At 68.8% G+C, this 20,815-nt stretch carries 22 protein-coding genes and 1 tRNA gene; 9 read left to right on the plus strand and 14 right to left on the minus strand.

The genetic code is table 11. The annotated features are described in order from the left end of the window. Positions 1-47: 47 nt before the first annotated feature. Positions 48-719 (minus strand): nucleotidyl transferase AbiEii/AbiGii toxin family protein, encoded by a 672-nt coding sequence (locus ACFV9D_RS19265; protein ID WP_385147147.1) that lies wholly within the window; start codon positions 717-719, stop codon positions 48-50. After that, complete coding sequence (locus ACFV9D_RS19270) at positions 716-1,063, minus strand: transcriptional regulator (protein ID WP_385147150.1); 348 nt, start codon at positions 1,061-1,063, stop codon at positions 716-718. Before ACFV9D_RS19270 ends, ACFV9D_RS19265 begins: the two co-directional genes overlap by 4 nt. 638 nt (positions 1,064-1,701) lie before the next feature. Between ACFV9D_RS19270 and ACFV9D_RS19275 the strand changes: the two genes are divergently transcribed. Continuing rightward, positions 1,702-3,009, plus strand: a complete 1,308-nt coding sequence (locus ACFV9D_RS19275; protein WP_385147153.1) for a M48 family metalloprotease — start codon at positions 1,702-1,704, stop codon at positions 3,007-3,009. Between the two features lie 160 nt (positions 3,010-3,169). Here ACFV9D_RS19275 and ACFV9D_RS19280 read toward each other — a convergent pair. Further along, positions 3,170-3,240: transfer RNA gene (locus tag ACFV9D_RS19280), tRNA-Gly, on the minus strand. 394 nt (positions 3,241-3,634) lie between these two features. On the opposite strand from ACFV9D_RS19280, the gene dcd reads away from it, so the two are divergent. Then, positions 3,635-4,210 carry a dCTP deaminase gene (gene dcd, locus ACFV9D_RS19285; protein WP_030690788.1) on the plus strand — a complete coding sequence of 192 codons (576 nt, stop codon included), beginning with the start codon at positions 3,635-3,637 and terminating at the stop codon, positions 4,208-4,210. Positions 4,211-4,215: 5 nt separating this feature from the next. Then, on the plus strand, positions 4,216-4,713 hold the full coding sequence (locus tag ACFV9D_RS19290; protein ID WP_385147156.1) for a phosphoribosyltransferase: 498 nt from the start codon (positions 4,216-4,218) through the stop codon (positions 4,711-4,713). 1 nt (position 4,714) lies between these two features. On the opposite strand, the gene ACFV9D_RS19295 is transcribed toward ACFV9D_RS19290, so the two are convergent. From ACFV9D_RS19295 to ACFV9D_RS19325, 7 genes are all read right to left on the minus strand, one after another. Then, positions 4,715-5,356 (minus strand): contact-dependent growth inhibition system immunity protein, encoded by a 642-nt coding sequence (locus tag ACFV9D_RS19295; RefSeq protein WP_385147159.1) that lies wholly within the window; start codon positions 5,354-5,356, stop codon positions 4,715-4,717. Between the two features lie 12 nt (positions 5,357-5,368). Beyond that, complete coding sequence (locus tag ACFV9D_RS19300) at positions 5,369-5,674, minus strand: RNase A-like domain-containing protein (protein WP_385147162.1); 306 nt, start codon at positions 5,672-5,674, stop codon at positions 5,369-5,371. Between the two features lie 10 nt (positions 5,675-5,684). Then, positions 5,685-6,353, minus strand: coding sequence for a hypothetical protein (locus tag ACFV9D_RS19305; protein ID WP_385147165.1), 669 nt, complete (start codon positions 6,351-6,353; stop codon positions 5,685-5,687). Positions 6,354-6,363: 10 nt separating this feature from the next. Continuing rightward, positions 6,364-8,070, minus strand: coding sequence for an RNase A-like domain-containing protein (locus ACFV9D_RS19310; RefSeq protein WP_385147168.1), 1,707 nt, complete (start codon positions 8,068-8,070; stop codon positions 6,364-6,366). A 1-nt stretch (position 8,071) separates the two neighbouring features. After that, on the minus strand, positions 8,072-8,371 hold the full coding sequence (locus tag ACFV9D_RS19315) for a WXG100 family type VII secretion target (RefSeq protein ID WP_385147171.1): 300 nt from the start codon (positions 8,369-8,371) through the stop codon (positions 8,072-8,074). A 29-nt stretch (positions 8,372-8,400) separates the two neighbouring features. Then, positions 8,401-8,808 (minus strand): WXG100 family type VII secretion target, encoded by a 408-nt coding sequence (locus ACFV9D_RS19320; RefSeq protein ID WP_385147174.1) that lies wholly within the window; start codon positions 8,806-8,808, stop codon positions 8,401-8,403. Positions 8,809-8,962: 154 nt separating this feature from the next. Next, on the minus strand, positions 8,963-9,811 hold the full coding sequence (locus tag ACFV9D_RS19325; protein ID WP_385147177.1) for a Yip1 family protein: 849 nt from the start codon (positions 9,809-9,811) through the stop codon (positions 8,963-8,965). A gap of 229 nt (positions 9,812-10,040) precedes the next feature. On the opposite strand from ACFV9D_RS19325, the gene ACFV9D_RS19330 reads away from it, so the two are divergent. Further along, positions 10,041-11,054 (plus strand): hypothetical protein, encoded by a 1,014-nt coding sequence (locus ACFV9D_RS19330; RefSeq protein WP_385147180.1) that lies wholly within the window; start codon positions 10,041-10,043, stop codon positions 11,052-11,054. Positions 11,055-11,122: 68 nt separating this feature from the next. Here the strand turns inward: ACFV9D_RS19330 and ACFV9D_RS19335 are convergent, their stop codons facing one another. Both ACFV9D_RS19335 and ACFV9D_RS19340 read right to left on the minus strand, forming a co-directional pair. Continuing rightward, positions 11,123-13,372: a (Fe-S)-binding protein gene (locus ACFV9D_RS19335; RefSeq protein ID WP_385147183.1), complete on the minus strand. Its 2,250-nt coding sequence runs from the start codon at positions 13,370-13,372 to the stop codon at positions 11,123-11,125. A gap of 143 nt (positions 13,373-13,515) precedes the next feature. After that, a complete protein-coding gene (locus ACFV9D_RS19340; RefSeq protein WP_385147186.1) occupies positions 13,516-14,025 on the minus strand; it encodes a sugar transferase in 510 nt (169 codons plus the stop codon). 248 nt (positions 14,026-14,273) lie between these two features. Between ACFV9D_RS19340 and dnaK the strand changes: the two genes are divergently transcribed. Genes dnaK through ACFV9D_RS19360 form a run of 4 tightly spaced genes read left to right on the plus strand, consistent with a single transcriptional unit; the run spans position 14,274 to position 18,455 of the window. Then, positions 14,274-16,118 carry a molecular chaperone DnaK gene (gene dnaK, locus ACFV9D_RS19345; protein WP_385147188.1) on the plus strand — a complete coding sequence of 615 codons (1,845 nt, stop codon included), beginning with the start codon at positions 14,274-14,276 and terminating at the stop codon, positions 16,116-16,118. Further along, complete coding sequence (gene grpE, locus ACFV9D_RS19350) at positions 16,118-16,783, plus strand: nucleotide exchange factor GrpE (protein ID WP_385147191.1); 666 nt, start codon at positions 16,118-16,120, stop codon at positions 16,781-16,783. Before dnaK ends, grpE begins: the two co-directional genes overlap by 1 nt. A gap of 30 nt (positions 16,784-16,813) precedes the next feature. Then, the gene (dnaJ, locus tag ACFV9D_RS19355) at positions 16,814-17,998 is read left to right on the plus strand and encodes a molecular chaperone DnaJ (RefSeq protein ID WP_385147194.1); all 1,185 of its coding nucleotides are present in this window, start codon (positions 16,814-16,816) and stop codon (positions 17,996-17,998) included. A 4-nt stretch (positions 17,999-18,002) separates the two neighbouring features. Continuing rightward, entirely contained in the window at positions 18,003-18,455 is a 453-nt protein-coding gene (locus tag ACFV9D_RS19360) for a heat shock protein transcriptional repressor HspR (RefSeq protein WP_385147197.1), read from the plus strand. Positions 18,456-18,510: 55 nt separating this feature from the next. Here ACFV9D_RS19360 and ACFV9D_RS19365 read toward each other — a convergent pair whose 3' ends face one another. Continuing rightward, positions 18,511-18,984: a hypothetical protein gene (locus ACFV9D_RS19365; RefSeq protein ID WP_385147200.1), complete on the minus strand. Its 474-nt coding sequence runs from the start codon at positions 18,982-18,984 to the stop codon at positions 18,511-18,513. A gap of 2 nt (positions 18,985-18,986) precedes the next feature. Beyond that, positions 18,987-19,970, minus strand: coding sequence for a helix-turn-helix transcriptional regulator (locus ACFV9D_RS19370; RefSeq protein ID WP_385147202.1), 984 nt, complete (start codon positions 19,968-19,970; stop codon positions 18,987-18,989). A 403-nt stretch (positions 19,971-20,373) separates the two neighbouring features. Between ACFV9D_RS19370 and ACFV9D_RS19375 the strand changes: the two genes are divergently transcribed. After that, on the plus strand, positions 20,374-20,694 hold the full coding sequence (locus ACFV9D_RS19375) for a (2Fe-2S)-binding protein (RefSeq protein ID WP_215068125.1): 321 nt from the start codon (positions 20,374-20,376) through the stop codon (positions 20,692-20,694). Positions 20,695-20,815: the final 121 nt, after the last annotated feature.

The following is a 20,815-nucleotide window of genomic DNA, read 5'->3' on the forward strand; positions in this document are numbered from 1 at the left end:
GCTGCCGCGGGACGCGCCGCTTCCTCGGCGTGTTCGGTGCCAGGCGATCAGTCGTCGGGCGGGCCTTCCGCTTCCTGAAGTCTCTCGGCGATGTCATCGGCCCACTCCTGAGCCCACTGGCGCAGCTCAATGGTCTGGTGGTCGTCGAGTCCGTACGCGGCGAATTCGGTGTCGTCGATCCAGTCCGCCCCGGCGAGCCGCGCCTGAAGATCAGAGAGGTCGAAACTGTCGCGGGCGTGGCGGCGGCCGAGCTCTTCGAGCTCGGCGTGACTCCAGCGGTCAGCGGCCGCCCGGACGTCGATCAGGTCACGTGCCAGGCCCCGGTCCGCCAGCGCGCGGACCTTCGTGCCGACCACGTCCTCCAGCGAGAGCACCAGGCCATGCTCGGTCTTCACAGGCGGACGCCAGAGTGCTTCCTTGAGGACATCGACCTCGCACTCCTCGCCGGTGGTGGTGTCGGTGACGATCAGCCGCGCGGACAGCGGGTCGGTTTCCAACCCCCGTACCTGCCAGCCGCGTTGTTCCAGCCCGGCGCGCACGGTGGCGGCGATCTTCTCCATCGGCTCCGGGTTCTCGGTGGCGACATCGAGGTCCTTGCTGAGCCGGTTGACGAGTCCGTGCGCCTGGACGGCGTAGCCGCCCGTGAGCACGAGCGGATAGACGTCGCCCACGGCGAGGACGTCCGCGAGGAGCCGCCGGTGCAGTTCCGTGAGATTCACGCAGCAGCCTGGGCGTCGGGGGTCAGTTCGTTGAAGGCGTTCTCCCAGACGTCACGGATGTCCCGGCTGATCAACGTGCGCAAGACAGGCCACATAGCGGTGAGAAGCTCCTGGTTCAGGTACTGGACCAGGTCGTCGTGCTGTCCCTCGGCCAGGACGATCCGGTAACAGCTCATCCGCAATCGGGGCCGGTCGAGATCGAACCGGGACAGGCCGGACCACGCGAGGTGCAGCGGAAGGTCGATGTGCCCGTGGGCGGGGCCGGCGAGCTCCGAGAGCTCGCCAGGAAGCCGCCGGGCGAATCTGGTGCGGCGGAGCTCGGGGACGCTGGGCGTGGCTGCCATGCCTTGATTATTCCGCAGGAGGGGGAGGCGGTCGGGTGATTCCGGTCCAGGGAGCCCCCGGCTCATAGCCTTTACCGGGCTGCAGCGGTGGTAATGGCGGCTTAGGCGCAGATCAGAGGGCTCGTGCGGGACCTCGGGCGAGACAATGCGGGGTTCGTGCCCTTCGCGTGCCCCATCTCGCGGGACCGAAGGGCGTGCGGGCAGCGAGACTCGTCTGCCAACAAGAAAGCCCCGGGTCTCTGACCTGGGGCTTTGCTATGGAGCGGATGACGGGAATCGAACCCGCGCTATATGCTTGGGAATCACCCGGCACTTGACCTTCTGCGCAGCGTCTGACCTGCGAAAACGTGCGGCGATGGCCTCGTCCTGGCTGCTCCGTCTGACCCCTTGGTGACCGCTGTTTACCGCCCCTACTGGCACGTTGTGGCACGCCCCCGAGGTCGGAGGAGGCGTCGATGCTGTAGGCATCGCGGGACCGGCGTACAGCAGAGCGGGTAAGGGGGCCGGGTCGATCCGGCGGGCTAAGCCCCCAGGAACTCGGTTTCGGGTCGGGGAACCACCCGGCCGGCCCGCGCCCACGAGCCGGATATCCTCCCTGCCGCAGGTCCTGGGGAGGGGCCGCAGTGTGGGGAGGAAACATGGATTCCAGCGCTGACGTGCGGGCGGGGACCGCTTTGGCCTCCAGAGAGTGCCCCGAGTGCTCGGCCTTGCTGCCTGTGGACGGCAAGTACGTGCAATGGTGTGCCTCCTGCGACTGGAACGTGGATCCGGGGGCTCCTGATCCAGAGCCCGGACGGATCGCGGCGGCGCGGCATCGGCTCGCGCATCGGTACGGGCAGGAGCTGGCCAGTGAGATGGAGGGGGCCGGGGTCGCACGGCCTGGGCGTGACGCCGCTGCTGTTCTCGCGCTGACGCTCTCGATGTTCGTCCATGGGCTCACCGTCTTCCTCGCAGTCGCCGGAGTCATGCTCGTTGTGCTCGGGTGGGATACCGGTGCTCTGCCTGTCGTGGGTGTGCTGCTCCTCGCGGTCGCGGCAGTGCTGCGACCGCGGTTCGGGCGCTTGCCCAAGGACGCGTTGACGATGAACCGCGCCGACGCGCCGAAGCTGTTCGCAATGATCGACGAGGTCGGCGCTGTGGCTGGAACGACCGGGGTGGACACCGTGGTCGTCGATGCCAGTGCCAACGCCGCGGTCACCACGTACGGTCTGCGCAGGCGGCGTGTGCTGTACCTGGGGCTTGGGCTTTGGGAAATGCTCAATCCGCAGGAACGCGCGGCTTTGCTGGGTCACGAGCTCGGGCACTTCGCCCACGGCGACATCCGCCACGGAGCAGTCACCAGCGGTGCACTGCGCTCGCTGCACCTGTGGCTCTACTTCCTGGCACCGTCCGAGCCGGAGGGGCTGATGGACCGATTCGTGAACGCCACGACCTTCCTGCCCCGATGCCTGGTTCTGGGGGCGGTGACCGTACTGGACCTCCTGACGTTGCGAGCGTCGCAGCGGGCCGAATACCTGGCCGATGTGAGTGCGGCACGAGCAGGGTCAACCGAGGCCGCCGTCGCTTTGATGGACCGGCTGCTGCTGTGCCGGTCGGCCGAAGCAGAGCTGCGACGGGAGGCGGTGGCTGCTCAGATGCGAGGCGGAGCGGCTGGCCGGGAAGCCAGGGCGCTCGCCGAGCAGGACCTGTGGGGGCGGATGGCCGAGCGAATGGGGGCGGTACCAGCGCACGAATACGAGCGATTGCGGAGGGTTTCCGCCCGCCGTGGCCACAGCGTGGACGACACTCATCCGCCGACACATCTGCGGCGGCGGTGCGTGGCCGCGAGCGGGTCCCACCCAGCAGGGGTGGTCTGCGGAGACGAGCGCCTGGCGGCGGTAGCGGACGAACTGACGCCCGCCCGGAGCGCGCTGGCACGGATGGTCATCCGCGACTACGCCGGCTGAGGAGCCGTCGCGCCTCCCCGGCCGTTTCCACCACGCCCCGCGAGAGCAGGTCCAGGTTCTGGTGCGCACCTCGGATGGTGGCGGTGTGAAGGTAGCGCGACACCTGAATTGCCCTGGATAAAACGAAGGCCCAGGTCGTTGACCTGGGCCTTCGTTCAAGAGCGGATGACGGGAATCGAACCCGCGCTATAAGCTTGGGAAGCTCATGTTCTACCATTAAACTACATCCGCGCAGCGGGCCGATGATCGGTACCGCAGACTCGGACACTGTACCCCATGCCGAAGTCGAGGCGTACCTCCCCGTGACGGAGTGCCGCCTGGAGTGCTGTCCCGTTGATCCCCTAATGTGGCTGTCTCGTCCACCACTTGTCGGGGAAGGGACTTGATGGGTTCGATGGAGCGCACCGTCGTCCGTTGTGCCGAAGGGCACGTGTTCACTACCGCTTCGTTCCCGTTGCAGCAGCTCGGGGCCGGGCGGATCGGGCCGGGGCGGCTCATTCGGTGTCCACGGTGTGCGCGGTTGCGGCATGCGGTGCCCGTGGAGCTTGAGCGGCGCTGACTGGTGTCCGGGGCGCGGAGTCTTCCCGATTGGGGCAGGTCCGCGCCCTCTGCGTATCGTGGGGGCGTGCTTCTCTCAGACAAGGACATCCGGGCCGAGATCGATGCCGGACGGGTGCGTATCGACCCGTACGACGAATCCATGGTGCAGCCCTCGAGCATCGACGTGAGGCTTGACCGCTTCTTCCGGGTGTTCGAGAACCACCGGTACCCCCACATCGACCCCGCCGTCGAGCAGCTCGACCTGACGCGCGAGGTCGAGCCCGAGGGGGACGAGGCGTTCATCCTGCACCCCGGCGAGTTCGTGCTCGCCTCGACCTACGAGGTCATCACGCTGCCGGACGACATCGCGTCGAGGCTCGAAGGGAAGAGCTCCCTCGGGCGGCTCGGGCTCGTCACGCACTCCACCGCCGGGTTCATCGACCCCGGCTTCTCCGGGCACGTGACGCTGGAGCTGTCGAACCTCGCCACCCTGCCGATCAAGCTGTGGCCGGGGATGAAGATCGGGCAGCTGTGCATGTTCCGGCTGAGCTCGCCCGCCGAGTTCCCGTACGGCAGTGAGCGGTACGGCTCGCGCTACCAGGGACAGCGGGGGCCGACGGCCTCCCGTTCGTACATGAACTTCCATCGGACCCAGGTGTGACAGCAATGAGTGACGTACGGGAGAACCTCACCTACGAGGGCTTCGGGCGCGCGATCCGCGAGCTCGCACAGACCATCGCGGACGACGGCTACGAGCCCGACATCGTTCTTTCCATCGCTCGCGGCGGCGTCTTCGTCGCCGGCGGTCTGGCCTATGCCCTCGACTGCAAGAACATCCACCTCGTGAACGTCGAGTTCTACACCGGCGTCGGGACCACGCTCGAGATGCCCGTCATGCTCTCGCCCGTCCCGAACGCCATCGACTTCAGCGACAAGAAGGTGCTCATCGCCGACGACGTCGCCGACACCGGCAAGACGCTCAAGCTCGTCCACGACTTCTGCGTCGACCACGTCGCCGAGGTCCGCTCCGCCGTCATCTACGAGAAGTCGCACTCCCTCGTGAAGTGCGAGTACGTGTGGAAGAAGACCGACGAGTGGATCAACTTCCCGTGGTCCGTCGAACCGCCCGTCGTGAAGCGCGAGGGCCAGGTCCTCGACGCCTGAGTCAGGGGTGGCGTAGCTGCTCGGCCAGCACCACCAGCCAGCCGCCGGGGGCGTACGGAGCCGGCGGGTCGACCTCCATGCCGAGTTCCTCCAGGGCGAGCGCGTAGTCCGGCTCGTCCAGCGGGAGGGTGAGCAGGTCGTGGAGCTCGCCCGTCAGCTGGGCGACCAGCCCGCTGTCGGTCGTGTCCAGATAGTCCTGGACCGCGGCGTCGTGGTCCTCGAACTCGTCCGGCATGTCCTGCGAGAACCAGCCGCCGAGGAACTGGGCGAGCTCGGGGAAGCGGGCGTGCCACTCCCACCGGGTCTGCGGCGTGGCGGGCGGCGGGGCCTGACCCGTCTCGACGCTCTCCTTCAGCCGGTCCGCGAGGCTGACCAGCCACGCCTGGATCTCCGGGTCGGGCAGGCCGACGTCCGGTACGGGGTAGTACTCGCCGAGGCGCAGCCGGAGCCGGCCCGGCGGGTTGTCGGCGTACTCACGCAGCTGCTGCTCGGCGACCGGGATCGCCCAGGGACGGGTGCGCCAGGTGTGCCGCAGGTACGCGGCCAGCGGCTCCTTGTCATCGGCGCTGCGACCCAGGTGGGCGCGGATGACATGGTCGAGCTCGCCGTACTTCCGGTCGTGTTCGCGCGGGGTCAGGGGCAAGGGACACAGCCTCTAGAGGTAGATCGGGAAGGTGGCGTGCACGGTGAAGCCGTGCGGGTTGTCGGCGCTGCGCCGGAGGATCACCCGGGCGGCGCGCACGTCGACCGGTTCACGGCCGGCGAGCATCATCGCCTGGCGCAGCACCCGCCCGACCGGCTCGGGCCGGGAGGGCCAGGCGGCCTCGATGGTGAGCCGCTGCCGGGTCGACTGGGCGAGCCAGCGGTGGATGGCCTGCTCGTTGGCGGTCACGACCTGCTGAGTGGCCCACTGGGCGGTCTCCCGGTCGGGATAAGTGGCGGAAACGTTGGGGCTCGGCACGGAACTGACCTCAGTGCTCTTCGTCGAAATGGGCGTGAACGGCCTGGAGAATCGCCTGCAGTACCGGTCGTGAAGCCCAGGGGGCCGTCTCGGCGAGTCCGGCGACCGGCGCGGACGGAGCGGCCGGCGCGGGGAAGAGGAGGAGCGCCTCCTGCAGTTCCGCCGCGAGCGCGGACATCGCCGCCCGGCAGCCGTGGGGATGCTCGCTCGCGACTCCGGCGCGGACCCCTTCGTCGAAGTCCTCGTACTCGCCCGAATCGACCCACCACCAGAACTGGCGGATTCTGCCGAACTTCAGCTCGGCCTCCCAGGCGGCCATCGGAAGCCGGTCGAAATCCGGGATCGGCTCCCGGTCCTGGAGGCGGAGCATCCCCGACAGGAGCCGGAGGAACTCGGGTGCGGGCAGGTCCCCCGCGGCCTCGGCGAGCTGCTCGGCGAATCCCGCCGACAGCGTCGCCGGGTCCACCTCCACCACCTGGTCCGAGACGAGGTCGAGCAGCGCCGCGACGGTGGCGAGGGGCATGGCCCATTCGGCCTGTGGCGTGTCCCTGATCGTCCGGCAGAACCGGGTCAGTTCGTCCTCGAGCGTTCTGGAGGGGTCCCGGCGGCAGGCGACGGCCAGCTCGAGGAGCCTGGAGATCGCGCCGTTGTTGAACACCGCTCCGGTGTGTGTGGTCACGCTGTGCATGCTAGGGGGCCTCCGGCATGGAGGTCAGAACGATGAAGGGGGGGTCGACGTGCTCACCGACCCACTTGAGCGTCACCTTGACGCTGTGCACGTCCTGCGCCTGGGCGGTGAGACCGTGCGCGTCGTAGTCGGCCCTGCTGAGTGAGCGCCCGGTGACCTCGTTGAACGCAAGGCTGTAACTGGGTTTCGAGTTGGGGTTGTAGGTGTTGGGGTCCTTCTGTTTGTCGATCCACCTCTCGATCAGCTCCGCGTGGCGTATGTCGTCCAGCACTGTCTGGGTGAGGCGCTGGGCGGAGGCGTGGTCGGTGAAGGTGGAGATGGCCCTCGGGGCCACGGTCCCGTCGGGGCGCACGGTCTGCTGGTCACGCAGGCGCTGGGCCAGCTGCTCGTCCGTCTTGCCCACGTGCTTGTCGACCGGGTGGCTTCCCTCGATCCCCTCCTGGGCGGCCAGGTCGATGGGGAAGAAGTGGTTGTTCGGGTCCTCGTTCGGGACGCTGTAGGTGTGCTCCGGCTTGAAGTCGTGGAGCGCCCGGGCGCCGAAGGACTGGGCTCGCGCGTCCTCGGCGTGGAAACTCGGGGCGCTCATGAACGCCTCGTCCAGGGCGGGCATCAGGTCGTCGAACTGCCGGGTGAGGCCGTCCACCGTTCGCTCGTAGCGGTTGACGATGGCGTTCATGGCGCTGGTGTCGATGTTCAGCGGGATGCTGAGGCCGACGGTGGCCGCCCCCTTCGCGATGCCCTTGATGAGCCCCTTGACGTCCTTGAAGTCGATACCGTCCTTCAGGTCGATGTCGAGGAGGGCCTTCTTGACCGCGTCCAGGTACTCGTCGTAGACCTGCGCGTTCAGTTCGACCGCGGCCTCGCCGAACTCCCGCAGCAGGTTGCTGATCTTCTGGCTGGTGTCGGACAGCACCGCGAACACCGGGTTGGTGGCGCCGGCCGAAGAGCTCGCCGTGTCGTGCTTCCACTCGTAGCCCACCGTGCTCTTGCCCCAGGCGGTCGTGCCCCACAGCGAGCTCATGAACGTCCGCATCGCGTCGTGCCACTCGCTGTTGGCCTGGTTGGTGATGGGGGCCAGGTGGCCGGTCAGGTTGCCCTGGGCGATGAAGAGCGAACGGTTCGCGTGGCCCCAAGCACCGGAGAGGGAGTTCAGGTGGTGCTGGTCGGGGAAGGGGTAGACGTCCGGGACCCGGCCCATGCGGTAGACCTTTTTGATCGCGGCCCGCATGGCGTCCATGATCGCATCCGGCACCCACTCCAGGATGCGGACCCAGATCCGGTCGCCGCCGTCGTCGTCGCCCCACTTCAGGTCGATGATGCGCGGGTAGACGGGAGCCTTGTCGATCACCTGCGGCGGCGGCATGGTGGTGGCCTGCTTGTTGCCGCTCGGGTCCGAAGCGGCGTCCGCCTTGACGTAGTTGTTGGCCGTGGTGGTGAAACCGACGGCCGCGCCGCCGATGCTGACCACGCTCCTCGCCCATACCTCGAGGAAGCGGTTGCCGACTTTCATGTACGCGGCGGAGAACGCTTGGGCCGACGTGCCGTAGCCACCCGCGTCCTGGTACTCCCCGAGCTCGTTGATGAGTGTGGTCGGGGCCTTGTGCAGGTCCGTCTGCTCCTTGGCGAACAGGCCGGACACCCGGAACAGGTCCGAGGGCTTGACGTCGATGGTGCCGTTCTGCGGCGAGGGGGAGGGAGGGGTGCCCATCTCAGCCCGCCCCCCATCCGCGCAGCACGGCGCGATGGGCCGCGGCGTAGTTCGCGTGGCCCGTGGTCACGACCTCGTGCAGCCACGCCTGGGCGGCCTGGAGGTCCTGCATCTGCTTGTCCCACTGGTCGAGTTCCTCGACGAAGGCCTCTCGGGCCTCGCCCCGCCAGGTCAGGACGACCTTCTCCGTGCGCCCGTACAGCGTCTCCAGGCGCTGGTTGAGCTGCCGGAGTATGTCTTCCAGTTCGCCTGCGGCCTCGCGCAGTGTGCTGAAGCTGACGCCTATGTAGTCGTCGGCCATGCTTGTTTGCCCCCGTGTGTGAGTCGACGTCAGATGTCGAGTATTCGGCTGGTGGGCGTCGTGGTTCCCTCGGACAGCGCCTCGGCCTCGCGGGTCACGTCGACCTTCGACTCCGCCGACCGCATCCGGCGGAGGGTGTCCAGTTCCTGCTGGGTGAATCCGTCGCGGCTCATCCGCAGGGCCTCCTCCAGGACGCGCAGGATCTCCCTGATACGGACCGCGTCCTCGGCCACGCCCCGGTGCAGCGATCGATAGCCCCGGGCCGCGTCGCTCTTCCAGCCCGCCTCGATGCGGTCGACGACCGCGTCCATGCGCCGGACCTGGCCGTTCAGGTGTTCCTGCATCGCGTCGAGGTCTCCGGCGAGTCTGGTCAGATCGCTGTCCGAGACGTCGAGATCGGCTTTGCTCACCGCGCCGCCCTCCCCCTGAGGTTCCATCAACTTGCCTCCTGGAAGCTTCAGTCGACCCTAACAACGTGGCACGCGCATGCGAGGTCCGGGATCAGCGCGCCGGACGTGACCCCCGTTACGTCGGGGCGTACGGGAAGGGCCCCGCCGTCGCCCGGCGGGGCCCTCTCTCGTCCGCACGTCGTTACAGCATGCCCAGCTTGATCAGCGACAGCAGCGCGACCAGCTGGATCGCCGACGCGCCCAGCGCCTTCGGCCACGGCAGGTCGTGCGAGCGGCTCACCATCGTCGTGAACAGCGCGGCCGCCGCCAGCCAGGTGATCCAGCCGATGACCTGCACCAGGCCGTTCTCGCCGCCCAGGAAGAGCGCGAAGACCAGGCGGGGCGCGTCCGTGATCGACATGATCAGCATCGACAGGCCCACGGTCGGCTGCCAGGTGCCGTCGCCGCCGAGCTGGCGGGCCAGCGTGTGCGTGACCGCGCCCAGGATGAAACCGCCGATGACGAAGCCGACGCCCGTCATCAGGACGTACGGGATCGCCGTCGACAGCGTCGCGTTGATCGCCTCGTCGCGCGCCTTGTCGAAGCCGAAGATCGCCAGCAGCCCGTAGAGGAAGGTGACGATCAGCGCAGGGCCCCAGACGGCGTGGTCCCGCATCTGCAGGAACGTCGGCGCCGGGCGCAGCACGATGCCGCTCAGCAGGGCCTTCCAGGGCAGCCGCGGGCCCGTGGGGGCGGGGGCGGCGCCGGCCTGGTAGGTGGCGCCGGCGCCGTAGGGGTCCTCGTTCACGCTGAACATCTGCGTGTGCCCAGGGGTATTCGCCGCGTAGTGCTGCTGCTGTTGCTGCTGCGCCGCGTGCGGGTCCCCGAAGTACTCCGGCTCCCCGTACCCGCCGCCACCCTGCGGGGCCTGCTGAGGCCACTGCTGCTGCGGGTGGGGCGGCGGGGCCGCGTTGTACCCGTACGGCGCCTGCTGCGGTTGTTGTTGCGGGGGGCGGTTGTCCCGGCCGCGTCCGTTCCTGAATCCAGCCACGTAGTCGAACGTACCCGTTTCCGCTGTGAGGGCGCTCATTTGGGCCCGTGCTGCCACTGAGCTGTGACATCCCCTAGGGGGCCTCAGGGGGCTCTGCGGGCCTTTACAAGGTCGGTGCTCAGCTCTGTGGCCTTCGTTACAAGTCCGATGGTCTACGCAAACATCCCATCCGTAGCTTCGTGGATGTCGCAGGACGAACCGCACGAAAACGACACACGAGGGACTTCTCATGCGCGCCACCCGTCGCACCATCCGTACCGCCGCCATCGCCACCGGCACCATCGCCGCCCTGGCCCTCCCGGCCGCGGGCGCCTTCGCCGCCGACAACCCGGCCCCGGCCCCCGCGCCGAACGACCAGCAGGTCGCCACCCAGGACCAGGGGACGGACGCGCAGGGCGCCGACCAGGAGCACGGCACGGACGATCAGGGTGTGAAGCCGGATCAGGCCGACCAGGAGCAGCAGAAGCAGATCGACCCGCCGGTCGAGCGCACCTTCGTCACGTCCTTCAAGCTCGCCGACGGCTCGGTCGCCAAGGTCTACCAGACGGGCACGGACGAGTACGCCGCCGAGATCTGGGCGGGCGGCACGCTGATCGACACCCTCACCACCACGGGCAGCCCCGCTTACGGGCAGAACAACGGCCTGCACGTCGTCCTGCAGCCCGATGGCACCGTCACCTCCTGGGTTGAGGGCGCGCCCAAGCCGAACCCGAAGCCCACCCCCAAGCCGACCCCCAAGCCGACCCCCAAGCCCACCCCGCAGCCCGACCGGAAGACGCGGGCCGACGCGCGCGTCACCATGGCCGACGGCAACATCGCCACGTTCTACAAGAAGGGGCACCGCGTCGAGCTGTTCACGCCGGACGGCCACCGCATCGCCACCCTCGACGCGAAGAACCCCGCCGCCGGCCACAAGGGCTGGACGTACAAGACCGTCCGTGCCGGCAAGGGCTTCTACAAGTTCGTGGTCATCGACACCCCGAAGCAGGGCGGCAACAGCTGGGTCTACGACTTCCACGGCAAGCTGATCGAGAAGTACACCGCGCAGAAGGCCGAGCCGGCGAAGAAGACCGCGTCCCAGAGCGTCACCGTCGTGCCCAAGGGCGGGGTCAGGGCCGGTGCCGAGAACGTCGCCGACTCCTCCCACGAGGCCGCCCTGATCGGCGCGGGCGGCGGTCTGGCCGCCGTCGGGGCCGCCGGGCTCGGGTTCGCGCTGTACCACCGCCGCTCGCAGGAGGGCTGACCGCGGACGACGGAGAGGGCCGCCCCGCAGTTCGCGGGGCGGCCCTCTCGTGGCTCGTGCGTACGGAACTACTCGGCCGGTACGGCCTCCGACACGGACTCCGGCTCCGGCTTCGCCTTCACCGAGTCGAGGAGCAGCTGCGCCACGTCCACGACCTGGACGGACTCCTTCGCCTTGCCCTCGTTCTTCTTGCCGTTGACCGAGTCGGTCAGCATGACGAGGCAGAACGGGCAGGCGGTGGAGACGATGTCCGGGTTGAGGGACAGGGCCTCGTCGACGCGCTCGTTGTTGATGCGCTTGCCGATCCGCTCCTCCATCCACATCCGCGCGCCACCGGCGCCGCAGCAGAAGCCGCGCTCCTTGTGGCGGTGCATCTCCTGCTGGCGCAGGCCGGGCACGGCCGACATGATCTCGCGCGGGGGCGTGTAGACCTTGTTGTGGCGGCCCAGGTAGCAGGGGTCGTGGTACGTGATCAGACCGTCGACCGGCGTCACCGGGATCAGCTTGCCCTCGTCGATGAGGTGCTGGAGCAGCTGCGTGTGGTGGATGACCTCGAACTCGCCGCCCAGCTGCGGGTACTCGTTCGCGATCGTGTTGAAGCAGTGCGGGCAGGTCGCGACGATCTTCTTCGCCGACTTCGGCTTCTTCGTCGACTCGTCCTCGTCGTCCTCGCCGAACGCCATGTTCAGCATCGCGACGTTCTCCTGGCCGAGCTGCTGGAACAGCGGCTCGTTGCCCAGGCGGCGGGGCGAGTCACCCGTGCACTTCTCCTCGCCGCCCATGATCGCGAACTTGACGCCCGCCATGTGCAGCAGCTCGGCGAAGGCCTTGGTGGTCTTCTTGGCCCGGTCCTCCAGGGCGCCGGCGCAGCCGACCCAGTACAGGTAGTCGACCTCGGTGAGGTCCTCGACGTCCTTGCCGACGATCGGGACCTCGAAGTCGACCTCCTTGGTCCACTCGACGCGCTGCTTCTTGGCCAGACCCCAGGGGTTGCCCTTCTTCTCCAGGTTCTTGAGCATCGTGCCGGCCTCCGAGGGGAAGGCGGACTCGATCATCACCTGGTAGCGGCGCATGTCGACGATGTGGTCGATGTGCTCGATGTCGACCGGGCACTGCTCGACGCACGCGCCGCAGGTGGTGCAGGACCACAGGACGTCCGGGTCGATGACGCCGTTCTCCTCGGCGGTGCCGATCAGCGGGCGCTCGGCCTCGGCGAGGGCGGAGGCGGGGACATCGGCCAGCTGCTCCGCCGAAGCCTTCTCGTTGCCCTCCATGTCCTTGCCGCCGCCGGCCAGCAGGTACGGCGCCTTGGCGTGCGCGTGGTCGCGCAGCGACATGATCAGGAGCTTCGGGGAGAGCGGCTTGCCCGTGTTCCAGGCGGGGCACTGCGACTGGCAGCGGCCGCACTCGGTGCAGGTGGAGAAGTCGAGGATGCCCTTCCAGGAGAACTGCTCGACCTGGGAGACGCCGAAGACGGCGTCCTCGGCCGGGTCCTCCCAGTCGATCTCCTTGCCGGCGGTCGTCATCGGCTGGAGCGCGCCGAGGGCGGTGGAGCCGTCGGAGTTCCGCTTGAACCAGATGTTCGGGAAGCCGAGGAAGCGGTGCCAGGCGACACCCATGTTGGTGTTCAGCGAGACCGTGATCATCCAGGTGAAGGACGTGACGATCTTGAGCGCCGCGAAGAAGTAGGTGAGGTGCTGGATCGTGCTCAGGTCCAGCCCGTCGAGGAGCGCGATCAGCGGGTACGAGGCGAAGAAGCCGGGCTCCCAGCTCGTCACGTGGTGCTGGACGCCTTCGAGGGCGCGCAGCGTCATGATGCAGGCGCCGACGATCAGGATGACGGCCTCGACGAAGTACGCCTGGCCGGTCTTGGAACCCGCGAAGCGGGACTTGCGGCCCGCGCCGCCCGGCCGGTTCAGCTGCCGGATCACGATCAGCGTCACGATGCCGACGACGGTCATCAGGCCGAGGAACTCGGTGAAGACCTCGTACGGCAGCCAGTCGCCGATGATCGGGATCAGCCAGTCGGCCTGGAAGAGCTGGCCGAAGGCGTTGACGATCGTGAGCAGCAGCGCGAAGAAGCCGATCGCCACGAACCAGTGCGCGAAGCCGACGATGCCCCAGCGGTTCATCCGGGTGTGGCCGAGGAACTCCTTGGCCAGCGTGAGGGTGCGCTGTGTGGGGTCGCCGGTGCGCGTGCCCGCGGGCACGGGCTGGCCGAGCTTCACGAAGCGGTAGATCTGCGCGATGGCGCGGCCGAACAGCGCGACGGCCACCACCGTGATGGCGATCGACACGATGATCGCGGCGAGTTGCATGAGGGGCTCCTCGGGCGGGCCTGCGAGGCGGAGTGCCGACACTGCCGAGTGTGGCACTACTAAGCGGTAACTTATTCAGTCCGTGCTGAGATTACCGCCTCTCAGTGCCGCGCTGTAGCGGCGCTTGCGGTGATCTGTGTCGCTCAGGCAAGCCTTGCCGGATGCTTCGCCGGGGGCCGTGCCGCGCGACGCCTGTGGACTGCTGGAAGCGTACGCGCCAGGATCGCCAGATCCATCCCCAGCCAGTGATGGTCCACATAGTGGAGATCGAGCAGCTCGCGCTCCTCCCACGGCAGCTCCGAGCGGCCGCTGATCTGCCACAGCCCGGTCATCCCCGGCCGCACGGAGAGCCGGCGGCGTGCCTCGCCCGTGCACTCCCGGTGTCCGGGGGTCAGGGGGCACGGGCCGACCAGTGACATCTCTCCCCGTACGACATGGAGCAGGAGCGGCAGCCCGGCCAGCGGGCTCTTCGTGCGGAACGTCAGCATCGTGAAGGGGTGTCCGCCCCGGCCCGCGACCGTCCGGCGGCGCATGACCCCGCCGGCGCCGGCCGTGGCGAGCGCGAGGGAGAGGGCGACGGCCGTGATCAGCGGGGACAGGACGGTCAGCAGGACGAGTCCGCCGAAGAGGTCGAGTGCGCGCTTGGCCGTCATTCCCCACACCCTTTCGAGGGACATTCATGGGATATTCGTGGGATACGCCCGCTATGCCCGACAGGGGCACCCCGGACTCTCTCACGCGGAGGGGTGTCGGGCCCGGGAATGACGCGCCATCGGCGGCCCTTTGAGCGGATCGCAGGGTGAAGAGTTGAGTCGCCTACGCTCAGCTCTGTTGACGGGTCGGGGGCCGTCGTGCATCCTTGAGTCAGTTCCACTCAAGTCAGTCAGCTGGAGGAATTGAAATGGCACGTGCGGTCGGCATCGACCTGGGCACGACTAACTCCGTCGTCAGCGTTCTCGAAGGCGGCGAGCCCACCGTCATCACCAACGCCGAGGGCGCCAGGACCACGCCGTCCGTCGTCGCCTTCGCGAAGAACGGCGAGGTGCTCGTCGGCGAGGTGGCCAAGCGTCAGGCGGTCACCAACGTCGACAGGACCATCCGGTCGGTCAAGCGCCACATGGGCACCGACTGGAAGATCGACATCGACGGCAAGAGCTTCAACCCGCAGCAGATGAGCGCCTTCATCCTGCAGAAGCTGAAGCGCGACGCCGAGGCGTACCTGGGCGAGAAGGTCGTGGACGCGGTCATCACCGTTCCCGCGTACTTCAACGACTCCGAGCGTCAGGCCACCAAGGAGGCCGGTGAGATCGCGGGCCTCAACGTCCTGCGCATCGTCAACGAGCCGACCGCGGCCGCCCTGGCCTACGGTCTGGACAAGGACGACCAGACGATCCTCGTCTTCGACCTCGGTGGCGGCACCTTCGACGTGTCCCTCCTGGAGATCGGCGACGGCGTCGTCGAGGTGAAGGCCACCAACGGTGACAACCACCTCGGTGGTGACGACTGGGACCAGCGCGTCGTCGACTACCTGGTGAAGCAGTTCGCCAACGGTCACGGCGTCGACCTGGCCAAGGACAAGATGGCTCTCCAGCGTCTCCGCGAGGCCGCGGAGAAGGCGAAGATCGAGCTGTCGTCCTCCACCGAGACGTCGATCAACCTGCCGTACATCACGGCCTCCGCCGAGGGTCCGCTGCACCTGGAGGAGAAGCTCACCCGAGCTCAGTTCCAGCAGCTGACCGCCGACCTTCTGGACCGGTGCAAGACGCCGTTCCACAACGTCATCAAGGACGCGGGCATCAACCTGTCCGAGATCGACCACGTCGTTCTCGTCGGTGGCTCCACCCGTATGCCGGCCGTCGCCGAGCTCGTCAAGGAGCTGACCGGTGGCCAGGAGGCCAACAAGGGTGTGAACCCGGACGAGGTCGTCGCCATCGGCGCCGCCCTCCAGGCCGGTGTCCTCAAGGGTGAGGTCAAGGACGTCCTGCTCCTCGACGTGACCCCGCTGTCGCTTGGTATCGAGACCAAGGGCGGCATCATGACCAAGCTCATCGAGCGCAACACCACGATCCCGACCAAGCGGTCCGAGATCTTCACGACGGCCGAGGACAACCAGCCGTCGGTGCAGATCCAGGTCTACCAGGGCGAGCGCGAGATCGCGGCGTACAACAAGAAGCTCGGCATGTTCGAGCTGACCGGTCTGCCGCCGGCCCCGCGTGGTGTCCCGCAGATCGAGGTCGCGTTCGACATCGACGCCAACGGCATCATGCACGTCACGGCCAAGGACCTCGGCACGGGCAAGGAGCAGAAGATGACCGTCACCGGTGGCTCCTCGCTGCCGAAGGACGAGGTCAACCGGATGCGCGAAGAGGCCGAGAAGTACGCGGACGAGGACCACGCCCGTCGCGAGGCCGCCGAGTCCCGTAACCAGGGCGAGCAGCTCGTCTACCAGACCGAGAAGTTCCTCAAGGACAACGAGGACAAGGTTCCGGGCGACGTGAAGACGGAGGTGGAGGAGGCGCTCACCGAGCTGAAGGAGAAGCTCAAGGGCGACGACACCGCCGAGATCCGTACCGCCACCGAGAAGGTCGCGGCCGTCTCCCAGAAGCTCGGCCAGGCCATGTACGCCGACGCGCAGGCCGCGCAGGCCGCCGGCGGCGACGCCCCGCAGGGCGAGGCCAAGGCCGATGACGACGTGGTCGACGCCGAGATCGTCGACGACGAGCCCAAGAAGGGCGGCGCTGTCTGATGACGGAGGAGACCCCGGGCTTCGAGGAGAAGCCCGACGTCCCCTCCGGCGCCACCCCTGACGACGCCGCCGACGCCGCCGAGGCCCCCTCCACAGAGGAGGGCTCGGCGGCCCCGGCCGGGGACGCAAGCAGCAAGAGCTCGGCCGAGACCGCCGGTCTCACCGCCCAGCTGGACCAGGTCCGCAGCGCGCTCTCCGAGCGCACCGGGGACCTCCAGAGGCTCCAGGCCGAGTACCAGAACTACCGCCGTCGGGTGGAGCGGGACCGGGTCACCGTCAAGGAGATCGCGGTCGCGGGCCTCCTGACGGAGCTGCTGCCCGTGCTCGACGACATCGGTCGGGCCCGGGACCACGGCGAGCTCGTGGGCGGCTTCAAGTCGGTGGCCGAGTCGTTGGAGACGGTGGCCGCCAAGATGGGGCTGCAGCAGTTCGGCAAGGAGGGCGAGCCCTTCGACCCGACGATCCACGAGGCCCTGATGCACTCGTACGCGCCGGACGTCACCGAGACGACCTGCGTGGCGATCCTGCAGCCGGGGTACCGGATCGGCGAGCGGACCATCCGGCCCGCGCGCGTCGCGGTGGCCGAGCCCCAGCCCGGGGCGACGCCGGCCGCGAAGGACGAGAAGTCGGCAGACGAGGAGAGCGGTGGCCCCGAGGAGGGCTAGCGCGAAGATCGTCCGAGAGGAGGGACGTCGATGAGCACGAAGGACTTCGTCGAGAAGGACTACTACAAGGTTCTCGGCGTCCCCAAGGACGCCACCGACGCCGAGATCAAGAAGGCGTACCGGAAGCTCGCCCGCGAGAACCACCCGGACGCCAACAAGGGTGACGCCAAGGCCGAGGCGCGCTTCAAGGAGATCTCCGAGGCGAACGACGTCCTCGGCGACCCCAAGAAGCGCAAGGAGTACGACGACGCCCGCGCGCTCTTCGGCAACGGCGGCTTCCGCGCCGGAGGCCCGGGCGGCGGCAACTTCAACTTCGACCTGGGCGACCTCTTCGGCGGCGCCCAGGGTCCCGGCGCGGGCGGGGCGGGCGGCTTCGGCGGCGGCCTCGGCGACGTCTTCGGCGGACTGTTCAACCGCGGCGCGGGCGGCGGCGCGGGTACGCGTACGCAGCCCCGCCGCGGTCAGGACATCGAGTCCGAGGTGACGCTCAGCTTCACCGAGGCCGTGGACGGCGCCACCGTGCCGCTGCGGATGTCCTCCCAGGCGCCCTGCAAGGCCTGTTCGGGCACCGGCGACAAGAACGGCACGCCCCGCGTGTGCCCGACCTGCGTCGGCACCGGCCAGGTCTCGCGCGGCGGCAGCGGCTCGTTCTCGCTCACCGACCCGTGCGTGGACTGCAAGGGCCGCGGCCTGATCGCCGAGACCCCCTGCGAGGTCTGCAAGGGCAGCGGGCGGGCCAAGTCCTCCCGCACCATGCAGGTCCGCATCCCCGCCGGGGTCTCCGACGGCCAGCGGATCCGGCTGCGGGGCAAGGGCGCGCCGGGCGAGCGCGGCGGCCAGAGCGGCGACCTGTACGTCGTCGTCCATGTCGACGCCCACCCGGTGTTCGGCCGCAAGGACGACAACCTGACCGTCACCGTGCCCGTCACCTTCGACGAGGCGGCGCTCGGCGGCGAGATCAAGGTGCCGACCCTGGGCGGCCCGGCGGTCACGCTGAAGCTGCCCGCCGGCACCCCCAACGGCCGGACCATGCGCGCCCGCGGCAAGGGCGCGGTCCGCAAGGACGGTACGCGCGGCGACCTGCTGGTGACGGTGGAGGTCGCGGTGCCCAAGGAGCTCGACGACAAGGCCCGCGAGGCCCTCGAGACCTACCGTCAGGCGACGGCGGGCGAGGACATCAGGGCAGAGTTGTTCCAGGCCGCGAAGGGAGCTTGACCCGATGGACAGCCGACCGGGACGCAGCCGCAATCCGTACGAACTGACCGACGAGAGCCCTGTGTACGTCATCTCGGTGGCGGCCCAGCTCTCGGGTCTGCATCCGCAGACGCTCCGGCAGTACGACCGCCTCGGTCTGGTCTCGCCCGACCGCACGGCGGGGCGGGGCCGGCGCTACTCGGCCCGTGACATCGAACTGCTCCGTACGGTGCAGGCGTTGTCGCAGGACGAGGGCATCAACCTGGCGGGCATCAAGCGCATCATCGAGCTGGAGAACCAGGTCGCGGCGTTGCAGCAGCGCGTCGCCGAGCTGTCGGCGGCCGTCGAGGGCGCCGCGTCGGCGATGCGCCAGCGGGAGGCCCAGGTGCACGCCTCGTACCGGCGCGATCTGGTGCCGTATCAGGACGTCCAGCAGGCGAGCGCGCTGGTGGTCTGGCGGCCCAAGCGCCCCGAGTAGCTGTTCTCGTACGACGAAGCCCCCTCCGCTTCCCGCGGAGGGGGCTTTTTCGGCTCTACGGGATCAGTTCGGCGGCGATGTTCGCCGCCGTGTCCCACCAGGGCGCGGCGCCGGTGCCGAAGGCGGCGGCCAGGGTGTGGCCGACCGCGATGTCCTGGGGCTCCGGCTCCACGCCTGCCGCCCAGTCGGCGTCGACGGCGCCGTCCCCGGCGGACTCCAGGGTGCCGAGGGGGCGTCCGTCGCGGAGCAGCCGGCTCTCGATGTACGAGCAGGGCACCAGCCGGTAGCGCACGCCGGCGACCACCGCGTCGACCCGGTACGAGCGCCGCAGGAGCCGCCCGCGCCCGGGGCGGATGCGCGCGGGCGCCCCGTCGACGGTCAGGGTGAGCCGGTCGGCGGCGCGGGTGCCGATGGGGACGAGCGGGTCGGGTTCGTCGCCCGCCGCCCGTACGAGCTCCATGGTGGGCATCTCGTACCCGGAGACCCGCAGGGTCCCTGCGGGGCCGTCCAGGTCGATCTGTACGTACACGATCAGTGGTCCTGCTCCAGGATTCCGGACTGGGCGATGAGATAGCCGAGTTGGGCTCGGCTGCCGCTGCCGAGGGCGGCGGCGAGCTTGGCGATGTGGGCGCGGCAGGTACGGACGTTCATGCCGAGCCGGCGGGCGATGGCCTCGTCGACGTGGCCCTCGACGAGGAGTTTGGCGATGGAGCGCTGGACGCCGCCGATGCCGTCCACGGAGGGGCTGTACGGGATCTCCTCCTCCCACGGCACGCCGTGGAGCCAGAACTGGTCGAAGACGCCGACCAGGTACTGGACGAGGCCTTCGTGGCGCAGTTCGAGGGCCACCCGCCGGTCGCTGCGCGCCGGGACGAAGGCGATCTTGCGGTCGACGATGATCAGCCGGTCGATGATCTCCTCGAGCGTGCGCACCTCGAGCCCGTACGGGGCGATCCGCTCCACGTATCCCATGGTCGCGGAGTGGTGCCGGGCGGTGTGCTGGTAGAGCGTGCGCATCCGGATGCCGCGGTCGAGCAAGGGCTCGACGCGTCGCAGCCCGGCCTGCACCACCTCGGGCTTGCGGCCGCTGCCCGGCTGGATGGTGAGCAGCTCCTCGGTGCACTCGTTGATGACCCGGTCGAGCGTGGCGTTGATGAGACTGAGGCCCTCGAGGACGGTGATCGCCTGGGTGGCGTGCGGGTCGGGGGCGTTGATCGTCATGAATGGCTCGAACGTGTCCGCGAGCGAGATCGCCAGCTGTCGGCGCTGTTGGATCTCCCGCTCGATGGGGTGTATGAGCTTGTTCAACGCGATGGACGGCGGGATCGGCCGCAGCCACTGGGAATCGTCCGGATCGGGGTGCAGCAGCGCCAGTTCGATCAGGCAGGGGACCGATTCCACCTCCGCGCGGGAGATCCTGCCGGCCCGGAGTGCGGTCGCGTAGAGGCGCCTGCCCGCATCGCACAGCTCGCCCGGACCGTGCCCAGTGTCCCCATCACCCTGTTTCGGCTCCATTTGCACCCCCCTCAGGGTCCTGAATTACAGGAACATGATGCCTGGCACCGCTGGTGGAAGGGTTCGGAGTGAGCCATCGTCTTATTCGCGGGGGAGGAGGTAATGATCAAAAGAGGTGGAGATCGGCCATGACCAGGATGGTTCGTGCACTTGGCGCCATAGCTTTCGCTGCTGCGGCTGCTCTCGGCGCTCTCGCCCTGAACGGCGAGCCGACATGGGACACGCCGCCGGCGAACAACGTTGTCGCGTCTCCGGGTGAGCCCACGTGGGACTCCGCTCCGACTGTCGCGGGCGAGCCCACGTGGGACTTCGCTCCGGCGGCCGCGGGTGAGCCCACGTGGGACTCCGGCACGACCGGCGAGCGTGAGCCGACATGGGACTCTGCCCCGGCGGGCGCGGTCGCATGACCGTGCCGCCGGACGACCGGGTCTTCCGGCGAGAGATGGCCTCGGCCTATCGATCCGGGTGGCATTTCATCGATCTCGTCACGGCCATCCCCCACCGTGGTGATTCGTTGATGGTCACCCTCTTCGGAGAACCGATCGTCGTCGCTCGTGAGCAGGACGAGGACGTTCGCGCCTACCGGTGTCTGCGCCGGCCCCGCGGAGCCCCGCAGCCCGTTCGCTGTGCCATCCGGTACGGCATGATTTTCGTCAATCTCGACCAGCGGGACCACCAGCTGCTCGAGCCCGAGACCACCACCGCCACCCCCCGCAGTGCCTGAGCGGTTCCCCCGTCGTTGTAGATCGCTCAGGTGCTTCCCCCACACAGCGGCGCCATCGCGGACCTGAAACGCGATGGCGCCGCTGTGCTGTGCGCGTACGGAAGTGGGTGGGGGCGTGAGC

Origin of the sequence: Streptomyces sp. NPDC059875 (assembly GCF_042731085.1) — a bacterium.
Classification (GTDB): Bacteria; Actinomycetota; Actinomycetes; order Streptomycetales; family Streptomycetaceae; genus Streptomyces.

Excerpts from the sequence above, each read along its gene's own strand:
- ACFV9D_RS19375 (WP_215068125.1), top strand. The coding sequence starts at position 20,374 with ATGACCGTGCCGCCGGACGACCGGGTCTTCCGGCGAGAGATGGCCTCG.
- ACFV9D_RS19335 (WP_385147183.1), bottom strand. The coding sequence starts at position 13,372 with ATGCAACTCGCCGCGATCATCGTGTCGATCGCCATCACGGTGGTGGCC.
- ACFV9D_RS19315 (WP_385147171.1), bottom strand. The coding sequence starts at position 8,371 with ATGGCCGACGACTACATAGGCGTCAGCTTCAGCACACTGCGCGAGGCC.
- ACFV9D_RS19310 (WP_385147168.1), bottom strand. The coding sequence starts at position 8,070 with ATGGGCACCCCTCCCTCCCCCTCGCCGCAGAACGGCACCATCGACGTC.
- ACFV9D_RS19370 (WP_385147202.1), bottom strand. The coding sequence starts at position 19,970 with ATGGAGCCGAAACAGGGTGATGGGGACACTGGGCACGGTCCGGGCGAG.
- grpE (WP_385147191.1), top strand. The coding sequence starts at position 16,118 with ATGACGGAGGAGACCCCGGGCTTCGAGGAGAAGCCCGACGTCCCCTCC.
- ACFV9D_RS19290 (WP_385147156.1), top strand. The coding sequence starts at position 4,216 with ATGAGTGACGTACGGGAGAACCTCACCTACGAGGGCTTCGGGCGCGCG.
- dnaK (WP_385147188.1), top strand. The coding sequence starts at position 14,274 with ATGGCACGTGCGGTCGGCATCGACCTGGGCACGACTAACTCCGTCGTC.
- dnaJ (WP_385147194.1), top strand. The coding sequence starts at position 16,814 with ATGAGCACGAAGGACTTCGTCGAGAAGGACTACTACAAGGTTCTCGGC.
- ACFV9D_RS19275 (WP_385147153.1), top strand. The coding sequence starts at position 1,702 with ATGGATTCCAGCGCTGACGTGCGGGCGGGGACCGCTTTGGCCTCCAGA.
- ACFV9D_RS19360 (WP_385147197.1), top strand. The coding sequence starts at position 18,003 with ATGGACAGCCGACCGGGACGCAGCCGCAATCCGTACGAACTGACCGAC.
- ACFV9D_RS19320 (WP_385147174.1), bottom strand. The coding sequence starts at position 8,808 with ATGGAACCTCAGGGGGAGGGCGGCGCGGTGAGCAAAGCCGATCTCGAC.
- ACFV9D_RS19330 (WP_385147180.1), top strand. The coding sequence starts at position 10,041 with ATGCGCGCCACCCGTCGCACCATCCGTACCGCCGCCATCGCCACCGGC.
- ACFV9D_RS19270 (WP_385147150.1), bottom strand. The coding sequence starts at position 1,063 with ATGGCAGCCACGCCCAGCGTCCCCGAGCTCCGCCGCACCAGATTCGCC.
- ACFV9D_RS19340 (WP_385147186.1), bottom strand. The coding sequence starts at position 14,025 with ATGACGGCCAAGCGCGCACTCGACCTCTTCGGCGGACTCGTCCTGCTG.